Annotated in this window: 19 protein-coding genes; 11 read left to right on the top strand and 8 right to left on the bottom strand. The window is 74.8% G+C overall.

The genetic code is table 11. From position 1 onward, the window contains the following. Positions 1-130 precede the first annotated feature (130 nt). The 3 genes from RND61_RS02315 to RND61_RS02305 form a co-directional block, all read right to left on the bottom strand. Positions 131-592 (bottom strand): nuclear transport factor 2 family protein, encoded by a 462-nt coding sequence (locus RND61_RS02315; protein WP_315875930.1) that lies wholly within the window; start codon positions 590-592, stop codon positions 131-133. Then, positions 589-1,452 carry a dihydropteroate synthase gene (gene folP, locus RND61_RS02310; protein WP_315875929.1) on the bottom strand — a complete coding sequence of 288 codons (864 nt, stop codon included), beginning with the start codon at positions 1,450-1,452 and terminating at the stop codon, positions 589-591. Before folP ends, RND61_RS02315 begins: the two co-directional genes overlap by 4 nt. 96 nt (positions 1,453-1,548) lie before the next feature. Next, positions 1,549-3,378 carry a phosphatidylglycerol lysyltransferase domain-containing protein gene (locus tag RND61_RS02305; protein WP_315875928.1) on the bottom strand — a complete coding sequence of 610 codons (1,830 nt, stop codon included), beginning with the start codon at positions 3,376-3,378 and terminating at the stop codon, positions 1,549-1,551. A gap of 161 nt (positions 3,379-3,539) precedes the next feature. Here RND61_RS02305 and RND61_RS02300 point away from each other — a divergent pair, with 161 nt between their 5' ends. Then, on the top strand, positions 3,540-4,652 hold the full coding sequence (locus RND61_RS02300; RefSeq protein ID WP_315875927.1) for an alpha/beta hydrolase: 1,113 nt from the start codon (positions 3,540-3,542) through the stop codon (positions 4,650-4,652). Here RND61_RS02300 and RND61_RS02295 read toward each other — a convergent pair. Next, positions 4,639-5,745, bottom strand: coding sequence for an ABC transporter ATP-binding protein (locus tag RND61_RS02295; RefSeq protein ID WP_315875926.1), 1,107 nt, complete (start codon positions 5,743-5,745; stop codon positions 4,639-4,641). The genes RND61_RS02300 and RND61_RS02295 overlap by 14 nt on opposite strands. 161 nt (positions 5,746-5,906) lie before the next feature. Here RND61_RS02295 and RND61_RS02290 point away from each other — a divergent pair, with 161 nt between their 5' ends. The 4 genes from RND61_RS02290 (at position 5,907) to RND61_RS02275 (ending at position 9,421) form a co-directional block, all read left to right on the top strand. Further along, positions 5,907-6,635: an ABC transporter permease gene (locus RND61_RS02290; protein ID WP_315875925.1), complete on the top strand. Its 729-nt coding sequence runs from the start codon at positions 5,907-5,909 to the stop codon at positions 6,633-6,635. A 3-nt stretch (positions 6,636-6,638) separates the two neighbouring features. Continuing rightward, the gene (locus tag RND61_RS02285) at positions 6,639-7,322 is read left to right on the top strand and encodes an ABC transporter permease (protein ID WP_315875924.1); all 684 of its coding nucleotides are present in this window, start codon (positions 6,639-6,641) and stop codon (positions 7,320-7,322) included. Further along, positions 7,322-8,299, top strand: coding sequence for an ABC transporter substrate-binding protein (locus RND61_RS02280; RefSeq protein WP_315875922.1), 978 nt, complete (start codon positions 7,322-7,324; stop codon positions 8,297-8,299). The genes RND61_RS02285 and RND61_RS02280 overlap by 1 nt, the downstream gene beginning before the upstream one ends. A gap of 108 nt (positions 8,300-8,407) precedes the next feature. Next, positions 8,408-9,421, top strand: a complete 1,014-nt coding sequence (locus tag RND61_RS02275; protein WP_315875921.1) for a coiled-coil domain-containing protein — start codon at positions 8,408-8,410, stop codon at positions 9,419-9,421. A 196-nt stretch (positions 9,422-9,617) separates the two neighbouring features. Here RND61_RS02275 and RND61_RS02270 read toward each other — a convergent pair whose 3' ends face one another. Together RND61_RS02270 and RND61_RS02265 are read right to left on the bottom strand one after the other, a co-directional pair. Beyond that, the gene (locus RND61_RS02270; RefSeq protein WP_315875920.1) at positions 9,618-10,778 is read right to left on the bottom strand and encodes an NADH-quinone oxidoreductase subunit D; all 1,161 of its coding nucleotides are present in this window, start codon (positions 10,776-10,778) and stop codon (positions 9,618-9,620) included. A gap of 5 nt (positions 10,779-10,783) precedes the next feature. Beyond that, the gene (locus RND61_RS02265; RefSeq protein WP_315876109.1) at positions 10,784-11,806 is read right to left on the bottom strand and encodes an SAM-dependent methyltransferase; all 1,023 of its coding nucleotides are present in this window, start codon (positions 11,804-11,806) and stop codon (positions 10,784-10,786) included. Between the two features lie 157 nt (positions 11,807-11,963). Between RND61_RS02265 and RND61_RS02260 the strand changes: the two genes are divergently transcribed. Next, complete coding sequence (locus tag RND61_RS02260; protein WP_315875919.1) at positions 11,964-13,160, top strand: sensor histidine kinase; 1,197 nt, start codon at positions 11,964-11,966, stop codon at positions 13,158-13,160. 93 nt (positions 13,161-13,253) lie between these two features. After that, positions 13,254-13,934: a response regulator transcription factor gene (locus tag RND61_RS02255; protein WP_315875918.1), complete on the top strand. Its 681-nt coding sequence runs from the start codon at positions 13,254-13,256 to the stop codon at positions 13,932-13,934. A 100-nt stretch (positions 13,935-14,034) separates the two neighbouring features. Here the strand turns inward: RND61_RS02255 and RND61_RS02250 are convergent, their stop codons facing one another. Next, on the bottom strand, positions 14,035-15,135 hold the full coding sequence (locus RND61_RS02250) for a DUF5937 family protein (protein WP_315876108.1): 1,101 nt from the start codon (positions 15,133-15,135) through the stop codon (positions 14,035-14,037). Positions 15,136-15,227: 92 nt separating this feature from the next. Further along, complete coding sequence (locus RND61_RS02245; RefSeq protein WP_315876106.1) at positions 15,228-16,664, bottom strand: beta-eliminating lyase-related protein; 1,437 nt, start codon at positions 16,662-16,664, stop codon at positions 15,228-15,230. A 171-nt stretch (positions 16,665-16,835) separates the two neighbouring features. On the opposite strand from RND61_RS02245, the gene RND61_RS02240 reads away from it, so the two are divergent. The 4 genes from RND61_RS02240 (at position 16,836) to nadC (ending at position 21,833) form a co-directional block, all read left to right on the top strand. Then, positions 16,836-17,780 carry a Rossmann-like and DUF2520 domain-containing protein gene (locus RND61_RS02240; protein ID WP_315875917.1) on the top strand — a complete coding sequence of 315 codons (945 nt, stop codon included), beginning with the start codon at positions 16,836-16,838 and terminating at the stop codon, positions 17,778-17,780. A gap of 83 nt (positions 17,781-17,863) precedes the next feature. Next, entirely contained in the window at positions 17,864-19,045 is a 1,182-nt protein-coding gene (gene panC / locus RND61_RS02235) for a pantoate--beta-alanine ligase (RefSeq protein ID WP_391652758.1), read from the top strand. Beyond that, positions 19,042-20,772: an L-aspartate oxidase gene (locus RND61_RS02230; RefSeq protein ID WP_315875915.1), complete on the top strand. Its 1,731-nt coding sequence runs from the start codon at positions 19,042-19,044 to the stop codon at positions 20,770-20,772. The genes panC and RND61_RS02230 overlap by 4 nt, the downstream gene beginning before the upstream one ends. After that, complete coding sequence (gene nadC, locus RND61_RS02225) at positions 20,769-21,833, top strand: carboxylating nicotinate-nucleotide diphosphorylase (protein ID WP_315875914.1); 1,065 nt, start codon at positions 20,769-20,771, stop codon at positions 21,831-21,833. Before RND61_RS02230 ends, nadC begins: the two co-directional genes overlap by 4 nt. Positions 21,834-21,836 lie beyond the last annotated feature (3 nt).

Genomic DNA, 21,836 nt, shown 5'->3' with positions numbered 1-21,836 from the left:
GTCTGGGCGGCTCCCGGCCGGGTGCGGTCGGTCCGGTCGCAGCCCCTCGAATCTACCCGCGGCCACCGACACGGCCCGCACACGGTCCCGCCGGCGGTTTCCCCACGGCCCGTCTACCCGCTCGGAGCGCTCACACCGCGCTCTCGTCGTCCTCCTCGTCGTCGGATTCCGCCAGGACGGGCGAGCCGTGGTGGGACCAGACCTTCCAGCCGTCCGGGGTGCGGCGGAACACGTTCGTCGCGACGACCAGCTGCCCGACCAGCGGGCCCAGCTCGGCGCCGTCCTCGGCGGGGCCGCCGCTGAGGATGTTCTCCGTGCAGGTCACCACCGCCGTGTCCGCCGCGACCGACACCTTCACATCGGTCAGGAAGAACTGGATGTACTCGGTGTTCGCCATGATCAGCGCGTACGAGCGGAGGACCTCGCCCCGGCCCGACAGCACCGGCCAGCCCGGGTGGACGCAGGAGATCCCGCCGTGCCGCTCGTCCAGCCACAGGTCGGCGACCGCTTCAAAGTCGCCCTGCTCCACCGCCTCGTAGAAGGCGGTGTTGGCCCGTTCGACCGCCTCGGTGTCCGTGCGGGCGCCGCTCACGAGGCGGCGCCCTCGACGGCGCGGGCCACGCGGACCGCGTCCGCCGTCGCGCGCACCTCGTGGACGCGTACGGCCCAGGCGCCCTCGTGGGCGGCGATCGCGGAGACCGCGGCCGTCGCGGCGTCCCGCTCCCGCGCCGGCGGCGGGGCGTGCCCCTCCCCGGCCAGTACGCGGCCCAGGAACCGCTTCCGGGAGGCGGCGACCAGCAGGGGGCGCCCGAGGGCCCGCAGCTCCGCCAGGTGCGCCACGAGGGCCAGGTCGTGCTCGGCCTGCTTGGCGAAGCCCAGACCGGGGTCGACGATGAGCCGTTCGGGGGCGACGCCGCCCGCGACGACGGCCTCCACGCGCGCGTGGACCTCCGCGACGACCTCGGCGACCACGTCGTCGTAGACGGCGAGGCCGTTCATGCCCTCGCTGAAGCCGCGCCAGTGCATCACGACGAACGGCACTTCGGCGGCGGCGACGGACGGGACCATGTCCGGGTCGGCCAGGCCGCCGCTGACGTCGTTGACGAGCACGGCGCCCGCCTCCACGGCCCGGCGGGCGACCGACGCGCGCATCGTGTCGACGGAAACGGTGACCCCTTCCGAGGCCAGGCCCCGTACGACCGGCACGACCCGCCGCAGCTCCTCGTCCTCGTCCACCCGGCTGGCGCCCGGGCGCGTCGACTCCCCGCCGACGTCCACCAGGTCCGCGCCCTGGGCGACCAGCTCCAGGCCGTGCTTGACGGCGGCGGTGGTGTCGAACCAGCGCCCGCCGTCGGAGAAGGAGTCGGGCGTCACGTTGACGACGCCCATGACCGCGCAGCGGTCCCACTCCGGCAGCCCCTGGACCGTACCCCGTCCGCGCAACGTACTCATGCCCCCAGCCTAGGCCCGCGCGGGGGACGGGGTGCCGACCGGGCCGGGCCCCCGGGTCCGGCCGGGTGGCGGCCCGCCCCGGGCGCGGGCGGGGCCTCAGGCCGCGCGCACGCCCTGCCCGGGCGCGACGTGGGCGCAGGGGCGGGCCGGGCGGGCGGCGCGGCGGCGGAACGGGCGGGGCGGGGCCACGTTCACGAAGCCCTCGGCCTGCATCGCGGCGAAGCCGATGCGGGGCAGGTCGCGCGTGGTGCGGTACACGACGAAGCGGGGCTCCCAGCGCGGCTGGAACTTCGCGTTGAACTTGTACAGCGACTCGATCTGGAACCAGCGGGACAGGAAGACCAGCAGCCCGCGCCACACCCGCAGGACCGGGCCCGCGCCCAGCCTCTCGCCGCGGGCCAGCGCCGAGCGGAACATCGCGAAGTTCAGCGACACCCGTGCCACGCCCAGCCGCGGGGCCGCCTGGAGGGCGGCGACGATCAGCAGTTCGTTCATGCCGGGGTCGGCGGACCGGTCGCGGCGCATCAGCTCCAGGGACATGCCGTCCGGCCCCCACGGCACGAAGTGGATGATCGCCTTCAGGTCGCCGTACGGGGACGTGTCCGCCGTGTCGTCCGCCTTGTGGGCGGTCGCGACGACCGCGTCGCCGTCCGCCGGGTCCCCGATGCGGCCCAGGGCCATGGAGAAGCCGCGCTCGGTGTCGGTGCCCCGCCAGTCGGCGGCGGCCCGCCGGATGCGTTCCAGCTCGCCGTCCGGCAGGTCACGGGCGCGCCGCACCCGGGTCTCGTAGCCATTGCGCTCGATGCGCTTGACCATCTGGCGCACGTTCCGCATGGCGCGCCCGGACAGGGAGAAATCCGCGACCTCCACCACCGCCTCGTCGCCCAGCTCCAGCGCGTCCAGGCCGGTCTCGCGGGTCCAGACCTGGCCGCCGGTCTCGGAGCAGCCCATGACGGCGGGCGTCCAGGAGTGCGCCTTGGCCTCGTCCATGAACCGCTCGATGGCGCCCGGCCAGGCCTCCACGTCCCCGATCGGGTCGCCGCTGGCCAGCATCACCCCGGAGACGACGCGGTACGTGACGGCGGCCTTGCCGCTCGGGGAGAAGACGACCGCCTTGTCGCGGCGGAGCGCGAAGTGGCCCAGCGAGTCCCGCCCGCCGTGCCTGGCGAGCAGCTCCCGCAGCCGGGCCTCGTCGTCCCCGGTGAGCCGGGCGACCGGGTGCTCGGGGCGGAACGCCAGGTAGACGGTGGTGACGGCGGTGAGCAGGCCGAGCGCGCCGAGCGAGTACCCGACCGTCCAGGAGACGCCGCCGCCGTACGCGACGGGTCCCTCGACGCCGAACAGGCCGAGCAGGACGTGCTCCAGGCGGTCGCTGAGGCCGGGGTCGCCGACGATCCGGCCGGGGTGGGCGCTCACGACGACCAGGCCGAGGCCCAACGATCCGGCGCCCATGAGGACGAAGTTGGCCAGTGCCCGCCAGCGGCTGCGCGGGTCCGGCAGTGCCGCGAACTCCCCGCGGTGGCGCAGCAGCAGCGCCAGCAGGGCCAGCGACAGCAGTACGCCGACCACGGAGTGGCGGTACAGGAACTGCGCCACCGCCCCCGCCGGGAGCAGGATCACCGCGGCCCGCCAGGCACGGCGCTTGCGGCGCTTCAATCCGTGTGCGAGCAGGAGCAGCAGGACGCCGACGCTGAGCGACAGCGCGGCGGACAGCGGGCCGAGCGTGCCCGGCAGGACCCCCACCAGGTCGTGGAACCGGCTCGCCCGGAAACGGGGGAACACCCCGGCGGCGATGTCGACCAGGCCGGTGAACGTGCAGGCCGTGCCGACGAGCGAGGGCACCTTCTCGGCACGCGGTCCGCGCAGGACCCGGCGCACCCGAGCCGGAACCGATGCCGACTTATCCCCATCTACCGTGACAGACATGGCTTCCTGTGGCTCTGCGAGAGATTGACGCGTCCCCGTGGCCCGGACGGTGCCGGGGCCGGACAACCGGACGATGTGCGCCCTCTAGGACGGCACGCCCGCGTGGAGGGTTCACTCGCGCCCCCGGAAAATCTCGACGAAGAAGAAGGCTTGGACGACGCATGGGTCTCACCAGCAACAAGGTCCTGGCACTGGCCGTCCTCGTGGCCGTCGCGCTGTTCGCGGCCACGGTGTGGCTGTGGCCGCGGCTCGCCCGGCGGTCCTGGCGCGCCGTGCTCGGCAGGGCCGGCCTGCTCCTGGCGACCCAACTGTCGCTCTTCGCGGCCGTGGGCCTCGCCGCGAACGGCCATTTCCTCTTCTACGGCTCCTGGGCGGACCTCCTGGGCCGGGAGCAGGAACCGGGCGTGGTCGTCGACCACCCGGCGGGCACCGGCCGCGTCAGGGTCGTGGAGACGCGCCCGACGGACGTGCCGGGCGGCCACCGCCCGCAGGTCGGCGGCCAGATCCAGAAGGTCGTCATCCCGGGCGGGAAGTCGGGCATCGACAGCCCCGCGTACGTCTACCTGCCGCCGGAGTACTTCCAGCCCGCCCACGCGGGGCGCGTCTTCCCCGCCGCCGTCGTCCTCACCGGCTACCCGGGCACCGCCGAGAACCTGCTCAAGGGCCTGCGCTACCCGCGCACCGCGTACGAGCAGGCCAAGGCCGGGAAGATGCAGCCGATGGTCCTGGTGATGCTCCGCCCGACCGTCGCGCCGCCGCGGGACACCGAGTGCGTGGACGTGCCGGGCGGGCCGCGGACGGAGACGTACTTCGCCGAGGACCTGCCGAGGGCGGTCTCGGAGACGTACCGGGTGGGCCGGGCGGCGCGGAACTGGGGGATCATCGGCAACTCGACCGGCGGCTACTGCGCGCTGAAGATCGCGCTGCACCACCCGGACCGGTTCGCGGCGGGAGCGGGCCTCTCGGCGTACTACGAGGCGGCCGAGGACATCACGACCGGTGACCTGTTCCGGGGCGACGCGGGGCTGCGCGCCCGGGCCGACCTGCTGTGGAGCCTCGACCACCTGCCGCAGGGCCGGTCGTCGTTCCTGGTGACCACCTCCCGGCGGGGCGAGGGGAACCTGAAGGGGACGCGGGACTTCATCGCGAAGGTGCGGTCCCCCGCGCGCGTGTCGTCGATCACGCTGGACAGCGGCGGTCACAACTTCGGCACCTGGAACCGCGAGATACCGCCCGCCCTGGTCTGGCTGGGCGGGCGCCTCAGCGCGGCGTGACGCCGCCCGCGGACCGGCGCAGCGCCTCGTGCAGCCGCTCCGGGGTGAGGACGCCCAGGTAGCGGCCGTCGGCGGGGTCCACGACGGGGATCCAGCCCGCGTCGTACCGGAGCATCGCGGAGAACGCCTCCTTCAGGGACCCGCCCAGCGGCACCCGCGCCTCCATGGGCCGGGCGCGCTCCCGTACGGTGCCGGCCTCCCCGGCCGCCCCCGCGTCGGCCGGCAGCCAGCCGTACGGGCGGCCGTCGGCGTCGAGGACCACGGCCCGCGCGCCGCCCCCCGCGCGCGCGAGCGGTTCGTCGAGGCGTACGGCGGGGGGACGGTCGAGGTGGGCCTCCTCGACCGGGGTGACGGACAGCCGCCGCAGGGCGCGGTCGGCGCCCACGAACTCCGCGACGTACGGGGTGGCCGGGGCGCCCAGGACGGCGGCGGGCGCGTCCAACTGCTCGATCCTCCCGTGCCCGTACACGGCCATGCGGTCGCCGAGCCGGACCGCCTCCTCCAGGTCGTGCGTGACGAACAGGACCGTCTTGCGCATCCGGGACCGGAGCTTCAGGAACTCGGTCTGCAGGTGCTCCCGCACGACCGGGTCGACCGCGCCGAACGGCTCGTCCATCAGCAGGACCGGCGGGTCGGCCGCGAGGGCGCGGGCGACGCCGACGCGCTGGCGCTGGCCGCCGGAGAGCTGGTCGGGGTAGCGGTCGCCGAAGGCGCGCGGGTCGAGGCCGACCAGGTCCAGCAGCTCCGCCGCGCGCGCGTGGGCCTCGGCGCGGCGGGCGCCCAGGAGGCGCGGCACGGTCGCCGTGTTCTCCAGGACCGTGCGGTGCGGGAAGAGACCGACCTGCTGGATGACGTACCCGATGCGGCGGCGCAGCTCCACGGGGTCGGTGGCGGCGACGTCCCGGCCGTCGACGAGGACGCGGCCCGAGGTCGGTTCGACGAGCCGGTTGACCATCTTCATGGTGGTGGTCTTGCCGCAGCCGGACGGGCCGACGAGGGTGACCAGCTCGCCCTCCGCCACCTCGAACGACAGGTCCTCGACGGCCGTCGTGCCGTCCGCGTAGCGCTTGGTGACGTGTTCGAAGCGGATCACAGCTCCCCCTTGTGGCGCGTGGTGGCGTTGGGGCCCATGGTGCCCGTCCGGAGCGTCTTCCGGACGATTGTCGGTGCCGGGCGTTAGGGTCGTTCCCATCGAACACCACAGCGACGGCCGGGGATTGGCCCCCGTCCGGGGAGCGGGGGAGGTGGGAGGCGATGAGCGGCTGCCTGGCGGCCAACGACTGGATCTGCCCGGAGTACGTGCGCTCCCGTGCCCAGGAGCTCGTCGACGCCACCGTGCAGCACGTGTGGATCACCGGCGTGTCGGTCCTCCTCGGGATCGCCGTGGCCTTCCCGCTGGCGCTGCTCGTACGGGCCAGACCGGCGTTCGGCGGGCCCGTGCTGGGGCTGACGACCGTGCTGTACGCGGTCCCGTCGCTCGCGATGTTCTCGCTGCTGCTCCCGCTGTTCGGGCTGTCGGCGGCGCTGGTGGTGACGGGCCTGGTGCTGTACTCGCTGACGATCCTCGTCCGGAACGTCCTCGCCGGCCTCGCCGCCGTGCCCGCCGAGACGCGGGAGGCCGCCCGCGGGATGGGGTACGGGCCGGCGCGGATGCTGTGGGAGGTCGAACTGCCGCTGGCGCTGCCCGCGCTGCTGGCCGGGGTGCGGATGGCGACGGTGTCGACGGTCGCCCTGACCACCGTGGGCGCGCTGGTGGACTACGGCGGGCTGGGCACGCTGATCACCGGTGGCCTCAAGAGCTTCTTCAAGGCCCAGGTGCTGACCGCGTCGGTGCTGTGCGTGCTGCTGGCGGTCACCGCCGACGTGCTGCTCCTGGGCCTCCAGCGGCTGCTGACGCCGTGGACGCGCGCGTCGCGGGCGCGGGCGCCCCTGCCCGTGCCGGAGCGGCGGGCGGCGCCGGGCGGCGCCGGGAAGGCGGGCTGAGCGGTGGGCGTGGTGGGCGATGCCTGGACGTGGCTGACGACCGGGGCCAACTGGCAGGGCGAGAGCGGGGTGTGGCACCGGCTGGGGGAGCACCTGTGGTTCAGCGGCGTCTCCCTGCTGGTCTCCTGCCTGATCGCGCTGCCCCTGGCGTTCTGGCTGGGCCACGTCGGCCGGGGCGGCGCCCTGGCGGTGAACGTGTCGAACGCCGGGCGGGCGGTGCCCACGCTGGCGGTGCTGGTGCTGCTGACGCTCACCCCACTGGGCCGGCACGGCGGCATACCGACGGTCGTCGCGCTGGTGCTGTTCGCCGTGCCGCCGCTGCTGACCAACGCGTACCTGGGCGTGCGGGAGGTGGACCGGGCGGTCGTCGAGGCGGCGCGCGGCATGGGGATGTCGGGCGGCCAGCTGTTCCGCACGGTCGAACTGCCGCTCGCCCTGCCGATGGTGATGACCGGTCTGCGGCTGGCCGCCGTGCAGGTGATCGCCACGGCCACGCTCGCCGCGATGGCGGGCGAGGGCGGCCTGGGCCGGATCATCACCGCCGGTTTCCACACCTACGACACCGCTCAGGTGTTCGCAGGGGCGCTGCTCGTCGGCGCCCTCGCCCTGCTCGTCGAGGGCGTGCTGGTGGCGGCGGGCAGGGTGCTCGCGGGCCATGGACCCAACGGACGGAGACCTGAATCGTGATGAGTGGAAGCACCCGCCTGGCCGGTGCGGTTCTGGGCGTGCTCGCGCTGACCGGCGGACTCGCCGCGTGCGGCGGTAGCAGCCTGGAGGAGCGCGGCGGGGCCTCCGGCGAGCCCTCCGGCCCGGCGTCCGGGACGGCGTTGGTCGTCGGCTCGGCCGGTTTCACCGAGTCGCAGGTGCTCGCGGAGCTGTACGCGGGCGTCCTCGCCGACGCCGGGTACCGCACGTCCATCAAGACGGTCGAGAACCGCGAGCTGTACGAACCGTCCCTGGAGAAGGGCGAGATCGACGTCGTACCGGAATACGCCGCTACGCTTGCGGAATTCCTGAACGCGAAGGTGAACGGGCCGAAGGCGCCGGAGGAGAAGCCCGTCGCGTCCAGCGATGTGACGGCCACCGTGGCCGCCCTGGAGAAGCTCGCCGCGCCGCGCGGACTGAAGGTCCTTCCGGCGGGTGAGGCGGTCGACCAGAACGCTTTCGCGGTGAGCGGGGAATTCGCCGCGCGGCACAAGCTGAAGACGCTTTCCGATCTTGGCCGTTCGAAGGTGAAGGTGAAGATCGCCGCGGGTGACGAGTGCGCCGTGCGGCCGTTCTGCGCGCCCGGCCTGAAGTCCGTCTACGGAATCGACGTGACGGGCATCGACCCCAAGGGCGTGGGCACGCCGCAGGCCAAGCAGGCCGTGAAGGACGGCGTCGACCAGCTCGTGCTCACCACGACGACGGACGCCACGCTCGACGCCTTCGGACTGGTGCTCCTGAAGGACGACAAGAAACTGCAGAACGCCGACAATGTGCTGCCCGTCGTCAATGCCGAGGACGCCGGATCACCCGCGATCGCCACCGCCCTCAACAAGATCACCAAGGCTCTGTCGACCGCCGATCTCGTCGAGTTGAACCGGAAGGTCGACGCCGAGCGCGCAAAGCCCGCCGACGTCGCGAAGGCTTACCTGGAGGAGAAGGGACTGATCGGCGGGTAACGGCCGCCGGTGCGGGGAAGTGGAGTGGTCGGCCCGGACGGATCGCGTGGGCAAAACGTTGCCGGGCCGACGCACCAAAGGCCCCGTACGCACGGTAAATTTCAGGCCATGCCACGTGGACGCCACCGCCATTCCCCACCCCTGCACCGGCTGCTGCCGCCCTCCGCGGTGGCCGGCGCGTCCGTCCTCTGCGCCGGGGGCGCCTGGCTCCTGGCCGACCCGCTCGGCCTGCGCCTGCTCGTCGCCGCCGCGGCGGCGGTCGCCGTCACGGGCGCGGTCCTCATGCGTGCCTGGGACCGCACGGCCGGCCGGCGCGTCGCCGAACTGACGCGCGCCCGCGCCGGCGACCAGTGGAAGACCGAGGAGCGCATAGCCGAGCTGGAGGCCGACCTCGACGAGGCCCGCGAACTGCGGGCCAAGCTCGACGCGAAGCTGCGCGCCAAGCGGGTCGAACTCGCCGGCCTCCGCAACGAGCACGCGGAACTGCTGCGCCGGTACGCCACCGCCGAGACGGAGCGCGCCAGCGCCCTGGAGGGCCGCCGCCAACTCACCCTGGGGTCCGCCACCCCCGGCGCCCCGGCGGCCGGGACCGGGGCGACCGGCACCCCGGCGGGCAACGGGGAGCCGGCGACCGCGTCCTTTGCGCCGACCCGGGACGACTACCTCCGCGCCGCGCGGGCCCTCGACGGCCTCACGCGCAACGCCGCCGCCCAGGAGGCCCGCAGGAGCGCCGGAGCCGCGTCCCGCCCCTCGGGCGCCGCCCCCGGCACCACCGGGACGTCCGCCCTCGCGATGCGCCCCGTCCCCGCGGCGGCCACCATCGCCCCGTACGCCGCCCAGCGCCGCCCCGTCCCGCGCCCCGCGGGCAGCTTCGACTTCTTCGGCACGCAGAAGGGCGCGGGCCGGCGGGGCGGCACCGGCAAGCAGGCCCCCGCCGCCATCGAGGCCGCCGTCCAGGACGAGGACCTGGCGGACGTCGTGGGCGAGGAGGCCCTCGCCGCCGCACGGCCGGCCGGGCGGCCGGACGGGGAGGGGGCCGTCGGCGAGGTCATCGACCTCACCGCGCACGACGAGACCGAGCAGCTCGACGTGGCCGAGCTGCGGGACGCGGTCAGCTCGTAGGGCGCCCTCCGCACGTACGCGCGCGAGGACGGCGGCCGGGGACGGGGTCCCCGGCCGCCGTCCTCGCGCGTGGCGCCCACCCCCGGTGGGAACCGGCTCGTCGGACGTTCGTTCCGCCGTCCTCGCGCGCGGCACCTACAGCGCGTACGGGCCGACCTCCGACTCGTTCTCGCCGCCGCCCTCGCGCGCGTGGCGCCTACTTGTCGATGTCGCCGACGACGAAGAAGAACGAACCGAGGATCGCCACCATGTCCGCGACCAGCGTTCCCGGCAGCAGCTCCGACAGCACCTGGATGTTGTTGTACGAGGCGGAGCGCAGCTTCAACCGGTACGGGGTCTTGTCGCCCTTGGAGACCAGGTAGTAGCCGTTGACGCCGAGCGGGTTCTCCGTCCACGCGTACGTGTGTCCCTCGGGTGCCTTGAGGACCTTCGGCAGCCGCTGGTTGATCGGGCCGGGCGGCAGCTCCGCGATCCGGTCCAGGCAGGCGTCGGCCAGGTCCAGCGCGTTGTGCGTCTGCTCCAGCAGGCACTCGAACCGGGCGAGGCAGTCGCCCTCCTGCCGGGTGACGACCCTCAGCGTGTCCTGGAGCTCCCCGTACGCCAGGTACGGCTCGTCGCGGCGCAGGTCGAAGTCGACGCCGGAGGCGCGGGCGATCGGGCCGCTCACGCCGTACGCGTGCGCCGCCTCCGGGGACAGCACGCCGACGCCGCGGGTCCGGCCACGGAAGATCTCGTTGCCGAGGACCAGCCGGTCGTACACGTCCATGCGGGAACGGATGGCGGCGACGGCCTCGCGGGTCCTGCCCAGCCAGCCCGCGGGCAGGTCCTCCTTCAACCCGCCGACCCGGTTGAACATGTAGTGGATGCGACCGCCGGAGGCCTCCTCCATGATGTGCTGGAGGTCCTCCCGCTCCCGGAACGCGTGGAAGATCGGCGTGATGCCGCCCAGCTCCAGCGGGTAGGAGCCGAGGAACATCAGGTGGTTCAGGACCCGGTTCAGCTCGGCGAGCAGGGTCCGCGTCCACACGGCCCGCTCCGGGACCTCCATGCCGAGCATCCGCTCGACGGCGAGGACGACGCCCAGCTCGTTGGAGAACGCCGAGAGCCAGTCGTGGCGGTTGGCCAGCACGATGATCTGCCGGTAGTCGCGCGCCTCGAACAGCTTCTCGGCACCCCGGTGCATGTACCCGATCACCGGCTCGGCGTGCCGGATGACCTCCCCGTCGAGGACCAGGCGGAGGCGGAGCACACCGTGCGTCGAGGGGTGCTGGGGGCCGATGTTCAGCACCATGTCGGTGCTCTCCGCGGCACCGCCGATGCCGACCGTGGTCTCCCTGGGCTGGGTGGTCTCCGTCATGCCGCTCAGTATCCCCCGGCGGGCCGCCGCTGGAGCAGCCAGGTGAAGTCGCCGAGCCCGCCGCGCGCGGTCAGTTCGGCGGCCTCCCCGGCGGCGGCGAGGGCCCGGACGTAACCGGCCGGGTCGGACGAGGCGAGCGCGAGCGCCGGCCGCTCCCCAAAGACCCCGAGCCGCCGGAGGGCCTCCCGCTGCGACAGCAGCTCGGCCGGTCCGGACGCCGCCGCCGCGCAGGCGTCCAGGGCCACGTGGGACGTGAGGTCACAGGTGCCGTCCGGGACGGGCGGGACCTCGCGGCCCTCGCGGAAGCCGGTCAGCGTACCGAAGGGGGGCCGGGCGCCCGCCGTGTGCGCGTAGTCCACCGCGACCGCCAGCCCGGCCGACAGGGTGCGCGCCGCGGCGGCCCACGCCTCGTCGCGGGGCCGGCCGATCTCGGCGCGCTCTCCCGGTTCCCGCAGCGGCCACCAGCGGTCGAGCCACGCCGCGTCCGCCCCGGCCACCGGCGCGCCGAGCCGTTCGGTGCCGTCCCGCCGCACCTCCACGCGCCGGGGCGTGCCGTCGTCGTCGGCCTGCGCCACGTCGACCGGGACGTTGTCCAGCCACTCGTTCGCGAACAGCAGCCCGCGCACCCCGGCCGGTGGCCGCGCGACCCACTCGACGCGCGGGTCCAGGCCCGGGGGTCGGGGCGCGCGCTCCACGGCGTACGCCCGTACGCGCAGCTCCGGGGGGAGCGCGGCCAGCACCCCGGTCACCAGCTCGCCGCGGCCCGCGCCCATGTCGACGAACGCGACCTCGTCCGGGCCGTCCGCCCCTGCCCCCGCCCCCGTCCCTGTCCCCGCTTCCTGCGCCAGGTCGGCGGCGACGCGCTCCAGGAGCCGGGCGACGGCGGCGGCGTACAGGGGCGAGGCGTGCACGGAGGTACGGAAGTGACCGGCGGGGCCCTCGGGGCGGAGGTAGAACCCGCCCGGCCCGTACAGGGCGTCCTCCGTCGCCGCCCGCCAGCCCCGCCAGGACCGGTCGCTCCAGGTCACGCCGTTCCCCCCGGTCGTCCTGCCGGTTGCCTCGCCGGTCGTCTTCGCCGTCTCATCCGCCACGGGCACAGTGTCCACCTTGGGGAGTAGGAGCTTCCGAATCGGATCGCACTCCTGGTTGACCCGTGCACCTATCCGGTTTCCCTACGCTGGCTACGTGCAGCGCCTCTACGACTTCCTCCGCAGGCACCCGACGGGCGTCGACAGCTTCTGGGCATTGATGCTGTTCGGGTTCTCCGTCCTGTGGGTGGCCTCGGTCCCGAACGGACCGGACGGCCTGGTCGCCGCCGCGGTCGTCCTGCTGTTCGGGCTGGTCGTGGCGCTGCGCCGCCGTCTGCCGGAGACGATGCTGCTGCTGACCGCGGCCGTCGGGGTCGTCCAGCTCCTGGTGGGCCTCCCGCCCAACCCGGCCGACTTCGCGATGCTCGTCATCATCTACACCGTCGCCGCCCACGACGGGCCGCGCTGGGCGTCGCGGTTCGCCCTGGTCGGCGGGGCGTGCGCGGCGACGATCTCGCAGTTGCGGTGGCCGGTGGAGGGCGTCTCCACCACCGGGCAGGTGTTCTTCACGATCGTGATGTCGGTGCCGTTCGTACTCGCCTGGGTGCTCGGCGACTCGATGCGCACCCGCCGCGCCTACCTGGCCCAGTTGGAGGAGCGCGCGGACCGGCTGGAGCGGGAGCGGGAGGCGCAGGCCAAGGTCGCCGTCGCCGCCGAACGGGCCCGCATCGCGCGCGAACTCCACGACGTGGTCGCCCACAACGTGTCCGTCATGGTCGTCCAGGCGGACGGCGCCGCCTACGTCCTGGACAGCTCGCCGGACCAGGCGCGGCAGGCGCTGGAGACCATCTCGTCCACCGGCCGCCAGGCCCTCGCGGAGATGCGCCGACTGCTCGGCATCCTGCGGACCGGTGAGCCGGAGGAGGCGGGGGAGTACGTCCCGCAGCCGGACGTGCAGCAGATCGAGGACCTCGTCGAACAGGTCCGCACCGCGGGCCTCCCCGTCGACTTCAGGGTCGAGGGCACCCCGCGCCGGCTGCCCAGCGGCGTCGAGCTCACGGCGTACCGCATCGTCCAGGAGGCGCTCACCAACACGCGCAAGCACGGCGGCCCGGACGTCGGGGCGTGCGTGCGGCTGACGTACTTCGACGACGGGCTCGGGCTGCTCGTCGAGGACGACGGCCGGGGCGCCGCGCACGAGATGTACGTGGACGGCGGCGCCGACGGCAGGGGGCACGGCCTGATCGGCATGCGCGAGCGGGTCGGCATGGTCGGGGGCACCCTGGACGCGGGACCGCGCCCGGGCGGCGGCTTCCGGATCAGCGCGCTGCTCCCCCTGAGACCCGCCCACTAGAACGCTCCCGCAGGCCCCCGGGCCCGCGGCCCCCGACCCCTCCCCGTCAGGCCCCTCCCGTGGGCCCCTCCCCGTTAGGAACAGGACCCAGACATGACGATCCGTCTGATGCTCGTCGACGACCAGGTGCTGCTGCGCACCGGCTTCCGCATGGTGCTGGCCGCCCAGCCGGACATGGAGGTCGTGGCGGAGGCGGGCGACGGGGTGGAGGCCCTGCAGGTGCTGAGGTCGACGGCGGTCGACGTGGTGCTCATGGACGTCCGCATGCCGAAGCTCGACGGGGTGGAGGCCACCCGTCGCATCTGCGCCGAGCCCGGCGCGCCCCGCGTCCTCATCCTCACCACCTTCGACCTGGACGAGTACGCCTTCTCCGGGCTGAAGGCGGGGGCCAGCGGCTTCATGCTCAAGGACGTGCCGCCCGGCGAGCTCCTCGCCGCGATCCGTGCCGTCCACAGCGGCGACGCGGTGGTCGCCCCCTCCACGACCCGCCGGCTCCTGGACCGGTTCTCCCCGATGCTGCCCAGCGGCACCGGCGGGCAGCCGGAGCACAAGGCCCTGTCCCGCCTCACCGACCGGGAGCGCGAGGTCATGCTCCTCGTCGCCCAGGGCCTGTCGAACGGCGAGATCGCCGCCCGCCTCGTCCTCTCCGAGGCGACCGTGAAGACCCACGTCGGCCGCATCCTCACCAAGCTGGAGCTCCGCGACCGCGTCCAGGTCGTCGTCCTCGCCTACGAAACCGGACTGGTCCGCGCCGGCAGCGGCCCCCTCCCGTAACGCCCCTCCCGTCACGCCCCTTCCCGGCGGTGCCTTCCTCGGTCCGGTGGCCCTCCCCGGCGGCGGCGCGCTCTCCCCGGCGGCGCGTCCGCCCCGGCGGTCAGCGCAGCACGGTCTCCAGGAAGTCGCTGCCGATCCGGGCCACCGCCGCCACGTCCAACTGGTGCAGGACGTAGCGGCCACGGCGGCGGACCGTCACCAGCGCGGCCTTCTTCAGGACCGACAGGTGGCGCGACACCTCCGGCGGGGTGATCCCGTACGTGTCGGCCAGCTCGCTCGTCGTGTACGAACCGCGCGCCAGCTGCCGGCACAAGCGCATCCGCATGGGATGGGCCAGCGCGTCCATGCGCCGCTGCAGCAGCTCCACCGACGCCGGACCCGGCACGGACGGCGTGCCGACCGGGTACTGCACGACAGGCCGCCAACCCGGCGCGTGCAGCACCAGCAGGTGCGGCCAGCCGAAACTGGTCGGCACGAACGTCACCCCGGCTCCGACCCCCGGGTCCACCGCCGTCGTCCGGCCGTGCGCCATCTTGTCCACGTGGATGTGCCGCCGCGCCCCCTCCTCCTCGACCGCGACCGCCGGGGACACCGCGCGCAACGCCTCGGCCGGGCCCCGGCGGCGCAGCAACTCGATCTTCTCCCGCGCGTCGGCCGCCAGCCCCGGCCCGACCCGGCGCCAGGTGTCCGCGAAGAACGCCTCGTCGCAGTCCTCGAACAGGCGCCGCAGCCACGCCCGGACCCCGCCCGGGTCGTCGAGCAGCCGGCGGGTGAAGTCCAACTGCCGGGGCCCCCGGTTGGCGGCCAACTCCAGTGCGCGGGCGGCCCGCACCGGAGCACCGGCCACGTGCGTCACGGAGCAGCTGAACTCCAGCGCCGCCGTGACGAATCGCTCCTCGTCGAGCTGGTCCAGCATGTCCAGCTCGTCCGCGAGCGTCGCCCCCGGCCGCCCGTCCCCGCCCCGCACTCCGGCGTACGGCTGGAACACGTCGGACACGGTCGCCGTCCACAGGAAGTTCGCCTCGTGGAGCCGGTCGGCCAGGTCGGGCCTGAGGCCCGCCGCCGTGGCCGTCGCCCACCCGTGCAGCCCCGGGTGGTGCCCCGGCTCGGCCAGCGCGTGCAGGGCCACGCCCAGTTCGGCGAGGGGCGAGATCGCGAAGTCGATCCGCTCGGGCGGCAGGCCCGTGATGTCTATCGTCACGCTCACGCCCCTATGGTGCGGTGCACCGGGCAGGGCGGACGGTCACTTGACGGTCCCCGTCAAGTGACGCGCCCCCCCGGAGCGGCCACCGCTCATTCCTCCCGCGCCACCCGGCGCACCGACTCCATGAACCCCCGCACCGCCTCCCTCACCTCGTCGGCCGTCCACTCCAGCCCCGGTGCCGTGACCGTCACCTCGGTCATCGCGACACCGGGCGGGCCGCCCGCGCTCCCCTCGGTCCAGCGGCGGAAGAGGACCGTGCCCGTCTCCTCCGCCTGACGGACGGCCGCCTCCGTCAGGACTTCCGCCGGGTACGGGAGCCACACCTGGAACTCGTGCGTGTGCGGCACCTCCGGGTGCACCCGGGACCACGGCACCGCCGCCGCCTCGAACCCCTCCCGCAGGCCGGCCGCCACGACCCGCGCGTGCGCCACGTACGACGGCAGCCTCGGCAACTCCCGCTCCAGGCCCAGCAGGGCCGCCAGCACCGCCGGGTGCTGCTGGAACACGTTGCCCCCGTACCGGTGGCGCCACGCCCGCGCCTCCTCCACGAATGTCTCGGGCCCCACCAGCGCCGCCCCGGACAGTCCGCCCAGCGACTTGTAGAAGGACACGTACACGCTGTCCGCCAGGCCCGCGATCTCCGGCAGGCCCCGCCCGAAGTGCGCCGTCGCCTCCCACAGCCGGGCGCCGTCGAAGTGCACCACCGCGTCCCGCTCCCGGGCGGCCTCCACCACCTCCTCCAGTTCGTCCCAGGCCGGCAGCACGAATCCCGCGTCGCGCAGCGGCAACTCCAGCATCAGCGTCCCGAACGGCTCCTCCACCGCCCGCACCTCGTCCGCGGTCGGCAGCCGGCCCGCGCTCGTCGGATGCACCGTCCGCAGCCCGCTCACCACCCCCAGCGCGCCCCGCTCGTGCACCTCCGGATGGGCCAGCGGGTGCAGCGCCACGACCCGGTTGCCGGTCCGCCCCGCCCAGCACCGCAGCGCCACCTGCTGGGCCATCGTCCCGGTCGGGAAGAACACCGCCGCCGGGAACCCGAGCAGCTCCGCCACCCGCTGCTCCAGGTGTTCGACGGCCCCGCTCCCGTACAGGTCGACGCTCTCGCCCAGGTCGTACACCGACGGTCCCCCGGCGGCCAGCGCCGCGAGCCACTCACCCGGTGTCGCCTCCGCCGACGACCGGTGCAACACCCGCCCGGCCGCCCGCCACGCGGCGATCCGACGTCGCCGCTGCCACGCCTCCCCTCCCCGTGTCTCTTCTTCCCGGGCTTCCTCTTCCCGGGCCTCCGCTCCCTCTTCGCGCGTCCCCTCTCCCCGGGCTTCTCCTTCGCGTGTCCCCCCTTTCCTCTCTTCCTTCCGCGCCCCGTCCTCCCGCACTTCCCCCGCGCGGGCCTCCTGTCCGCCCCCTCCGTGTGCCGCCCCTTCCCGCTTCTCCGCGCCGTGCCGCCCGGCTCCGCCTCCCTCCTTCCCCCGCCGCTCCGCCCCGGTCCCGTCCCGTCGTCCGACGTGCTCGCCGTCGTCATCCATCACATCAGCCATGCCGTGATCATCCCCGCGCGTCATCCACAGGCGCGTGTGATTATCGGACCGAGTGTCGGTGGCCTGTGGATGGTGCGGAAGCGGCGGCGAAACGCTGGCGTAGCATGACGAGAAATCGTCCGGTACCCGCCGAGGACTGGAACGGAAGGCCGTCGCCACGTGAACCCACCAGCAGAACCCCGCCCCGCCCGACTCGCCGTCGGCGTCGTGGGCGCAGGCAGGGTCGGACCCGCCCTGGCCGCGTCCCTGCAGCTCGCCGGACACCGCCCGGTCGCCGTCTCCGGTGTGTCCGACGCGTCCCGGCGGCGCGCCGCCGAGCTGCTGCCCGACGTGCCCGTCGTCCCGCCCGCGCAGGTGCTGGAACGAGCCGAGCTGGTCCTCCTCACCGTCCCCGACGACGCCCTGCCCGGCCTGGTCGAGGGTCTTGCCGAGACCGGTGCCGTACGGCCCGGCCAGCTCCTCGTCCACACCTCCGGCCGCTACGGCGTCGGTGTGCTCGACCCCGCCCGCCGGGTCGGCGCACTGCCGCTCGCCCTGCACCCCGCCATGACGTTCACCGGCACGAGCGTCGACGTCCAGCGGCTCGCCGGGTGCTCCTTCGGGGTGACCGCGCCCGAGGAGCTGCGCCTGGCCGCCGAGGCGCTCGTCATCGAGATGGGCGGCGAGCCCGAGTGGATCGCCGAGGAGGCCCGCCCCCTCTACCACGCGGCCCTCGCCCTGGGCGCCAACCACCTCGTCACCCTGGTGGCCCAGTCGATGGAGCTGCTCCGCCGGGCCGGGGTGGGCGCGCCCGACCGGATGCTCGGCCCGCTGCTCGGCGCCGCCCTCGACAACGCGCTGCGGTCCGGTGACGCCGCCCTGACCGGGCCCGTCGCGCGCGGTGACGCGGGTACGGTCGCCGCGCACGTCGCGGAGCTGCGCAAGCACGCGCCGGCCACGGTCGCCGGCTATCTGGCGATGGCCCGCTCGACCGCCGACCGGGCCCTCGCGCACGGCCTGCTCAAGCCCGAGCTCGCGGAGGATCTGCTCGGGGTACTCGCCGCAGGACCCGCCGGTGAAGGCCGCCCCGGTACCGAGGGCCCGGAAGGAGGCACCAGCCGATGAGCCCGTCGCCGCACGCCACCGGAGTGTCCGGCAGCACCCCGGGCGCACGCCCCGCTGTCGCGCTCGTCCACACCCGCGAGGCACTGGACCGGCTTCTGGACCAGGTCCGGACCCCGTCCATACAGGCCCCCGCCGTGGCCCAGGCCGAGCCCGTCCCGGCCGGGCCGGCCGCCGGCAGCCCCACGCCCGCGCCCGCCTCTGCGCCCGCGCCCAGCCCCGTCGCGGCCGAGTCGCCCGCCGACAGCCCCACTCCCGCGTCCGCCCCCACCTGCGCTCCCGCATCCACCCCCGCCCCCCCCGCCTCCTCCACCGTTCCGCGGGTCGCCGTCGTCATGACGATGGGCGCGCTCCACGACGGCCACGCCACGCTGGTGCGGGCCGCGCGGGAGAGGGTCGGGCGGGGCGGCCTCGTCGTGGTCACCGTCTTCGTCAACCCCCTGCAGTTCGGGGCGGGCGAGGACCTCGACCGCTACCCCCGCACCCTCGACGCCGACGTGCGGATCGCCGAGGCGGCCGGGGCGGACGTCGTGTTCGCGCCCTCCGTGGACGAGGTGTACCCGGGGGGCGAGCCGCAGGTGCGCGTCTCCGCCGGCCCCATGGGGCAGCGGCTGGAAGGCGCCTCCCGCCCCGGCCACTTCGACGGCATGCTGACGGTCGTGGCCAAGCTGCTCCACCTCACCCGCCCCGACGTGGCGTTCTTTGGCCAGAAGGACGCCCAGCAGCTCGCCCTGATCCGGCGCATGGTGCACGACCTGGCGTTCCGCGTGGAGATCGTCGGGGTGCCCACCGTCCGGGAGCCCGACGGCCTGGCCCTGTCCAGCCGCAACCGCTACCTGTCGCCCCGGGAGCGCCGCACCGCGCTCGCCCTGTCCGCCGCGCTGTTCGCCGCCCGCGACCGGCTCGCCGCCCAGCAGGCGCTGCGCGCGCGTGCCGCGACCCTGCCCGCGTCGCCCAGCCGTGCCGAGGCGCTGTCCCGGCTCGGCGAGTCCCGCGCGGCAGCCGACGCGCACGCCGTCGCCCAGGCGGCCCAGCACGGCCAGGGCGGAGGGGCCGCCGCGGTCCGCGCCGCCGCCCGGGCCGTCCTGGACGAGGCCGCGGAGGCGGAGCCCCCGCTCGCCCTCGACTACCTCGCCCTCGTGGACCCGGCCGACTTCACCGAGGTTCCCGACGACCACACCGGAGACGCGGTCCTCCTCGTCGCCGCCAAGGTCGGCACCACCCGGCTGATCGACAATCTGCCCCTGACCTTCGGAGCCCCCGCATGACCGGCATACGACTGCAGGCCCCGGCACCCGGCTGGGCCATCGACGCCGACGTGGTCGTCGTGGGCTCCGGCGTCGCCGGTCTGACCGCCGCCCTGCGCTGCACGGCGGCCGGGCTCCGTACGGTCGTCGTCACCAAGGCCCGCCTCGACGACGGGTCCACCCGCTGGGCGCAGGGCGGGATCGCCGCCGCGCTCGGCGACGGGGACACCCCGGAGCAGCATATGGACGACACCCTCGTCGCGGGCGCCGGCCTGTGCGACGAGGAGGCGGTCCGCGCGCTGGTCACGGAGGGGCCCGACGCGGTGCGGCGCCTCATCGCCACCGGGGCCCGGTTCGACACGGACGCGTCCGGCACCATCGAGCTGACCCGCGAGGGCGGCCACCACCGCCGCCGCATCGCGCACGCGGGCGGCGACGCGACGGGCGCCGAAATCTCCCGCGCCCTCGTCGACGCGGTCCGCGAGCGCGCCGTCCGCACCATCGAGAACGCGCTCGTCCTCGACCTCCTCACCGACGCCGCCGGGCACACGGCGGGGGTGACCCTGCACGTCATGGGCGAGGGCCAGCACGACGGCGTCGGTGCCGTGCACGCCCCGGCGGTCGTCCTCGCCACCGGCGGCATGGGCCAGGTCTTCTCGGCCACCACCAACCCGGCGGTCTCCACCGGCGACGGCGTCGCGCTCGCCCTGCGCGCCGGTGCCGAGGTCAGCGACCTGGAGTTCGTCCAGTTCCACCCCACCGTCCTGTTCCTGGGCCCGGAGGCCGAGGGCCAGCAGCCGCTGGTCTCCGAGGCGGTACGGGGCGAGGGCGCCCACCTGGTCGACGCGGAGGGCGTCCGGTTCATGGTCGGCCGGCACGAGCTCGCCGAGCTGGCCCCGCGCGACATCGTCGCCAAGGGCATCATGCGGCGGATGCGCGAGCAGGGCGCCGCCCACATGTACCTCGACGCCCGCCACTTCGGCGCCGAGATGTGGGAGTCCCGCTTCCCGACCATCCTCGCCGCGTGCCGCACGCACGGCTTCGACCCGGTGACGGAGCCCATCCCGGTCGCCCCCGCCGCCCACTACGCCTCCGGCGGCGTCCGCACCGACCTGCGCGGCCGCACGACCGTGCCGGGCCTCTACGCGTGCGGAGAGGTCGCCTGCACCGGCGTCCACGGCGCGAACCGCCTCGCCTCGAACTCCCTGCTGGAGGGCCTGGTCTTCGCGGAGCGCATCGCCGACGACATCGCGGACGGCGTCGCCGCCCGGCGGGCCCGTGCGGTCGCCCCCGCCCCGCACCCCGCGCCGCGCGTCCTGCCGCTGCTCGACCCGGCGGCCCGCGCGCGCGTGCAGCACGTGATGACGCTCGGCGCCGGCGTCCTGCGTTCCGCCGCCAGCCTCGCCGAGGCCGCCGAGCGGCTGGACGCCATCCACAGCGAGGCCCTCGGCAACGCCGGGGGGGAGGGCCACAAGGCGGCCGAGCCCGGCGTCGAGTCCTGGGAGACCACCAACCTCCTGTGCGTCGCCCGCGTCCTGGTCGCCGCCGCCCTCCGCCGCGAGGAGACCCGCGGTTGCCACTGGCGCGAGGACCACCCCGACCGGGACGACGCCGCCTGGCGCCGCCACCTCGTCGTACGCCTCTCCCCGGACCGGAGCCTGGACGTCCGTACGACCGGCACCCAAGACTTCCCCCCGACCGTCCAGCCCGCCGAACAGGCCGCCGCCCGCAGGGAGCCGCAAGCATGACCACGCCCGAAGAACGCCCGCAGCCCGTGGACGTCCCCCTGATCCAGATCGGGACGCCCGCGTCCGCCCGGGACACGGCAGACACGGCAGAGTCGGCAGACGCGGCGAGCGGCGGCTGCGGTGACGGCTGCGGCTGCGCGGCCGGCCCGGAGGGCGACGAGGCGTACGAGTGCGGGCTCGACCCGGCGCTCGCCGAGCTCCTCGCGCAGTCGGGCCTCGACCCGGTCCTCGTCGAGGACGTCGCGTACCGCGCGGTCGAGGAGGACCTGGACGGCGGCGTGGACGTCACCACGGTGGCGACGGTCCCCGAGGACGCCGTCGCCACGGCGGACTTCACCGCGCGCGAAGCGGGCACGGTCGCCGGCATCCACATCGCCGAGGCGGTGCTGTCGATCGTCTGCACCGACGAGTTCGAGGTCGAGCGGCACGTCCTGGACGGCGACCGCGTCGAAGCCGGCCAGAAGCTGCTCTCCGTCACCGCCCGCACCCGGGACCTGCTGACCGGCGAGCGCAGCGCCCTCAACATCATGTGCCGCCTCTCCGGCATCGCCACCGCCACGCGCGCGTGGGCGGACGCCCTGGAGGGCCACAAGGCGAAGGTCCGCGACACCCGCAAGACCACCCCCGGCCTGCGGGCCCTGGAGAAGTACGCCGTCCGCTGCGGCGGCGGCGTCAACCACCGCATGTCGCTCTCCGACGCCGCGCTGGTCAAGGACAACCACGTGGTCGCGGCGGGCGGCGTCGCCCAGGCGTTCAAGGCCGTGCGGGAACAGTTCCCGGACGTGCCGATCGAGGTCGAGGTGGACACGCTCCACCAGGTCCGCGAGGTCCTCGAAGCGGGCGCCGACCTGATCCTCCTGGACAACTTCACGCCCGTCGAGACCGAGGAGGCCGTCGCGCTCGTCGCGGGCCGCGCCGTCCTGGAGTCGTCCGGCCGGCTCACCCTGGAGAACGCCGCCGCGTACGCCGCGACCGGCGTCGACTACCTCGCGGTGGGCGCCCTCACCCACTCGTCGCCGATCCTCGACATCGGCCTCGACCTGCGAGAGGCCCAGGGCTGACAG

The organism is Streptomyces tamarix (assembly GCF_032423885.1).
GTDB classification, from domain to species: domain Bacteria; phylum Actinomycetota; class Actinomycetes; order Streptomycetales; family Streptomycetaceae; genus Streptomyces; species Streptomyces tamarix.
The sequence above is the reverse complement of the archived record's forward strand: the minus strand, read 5'-3'. Positions and strand labels throughout refer to the sequence as shown.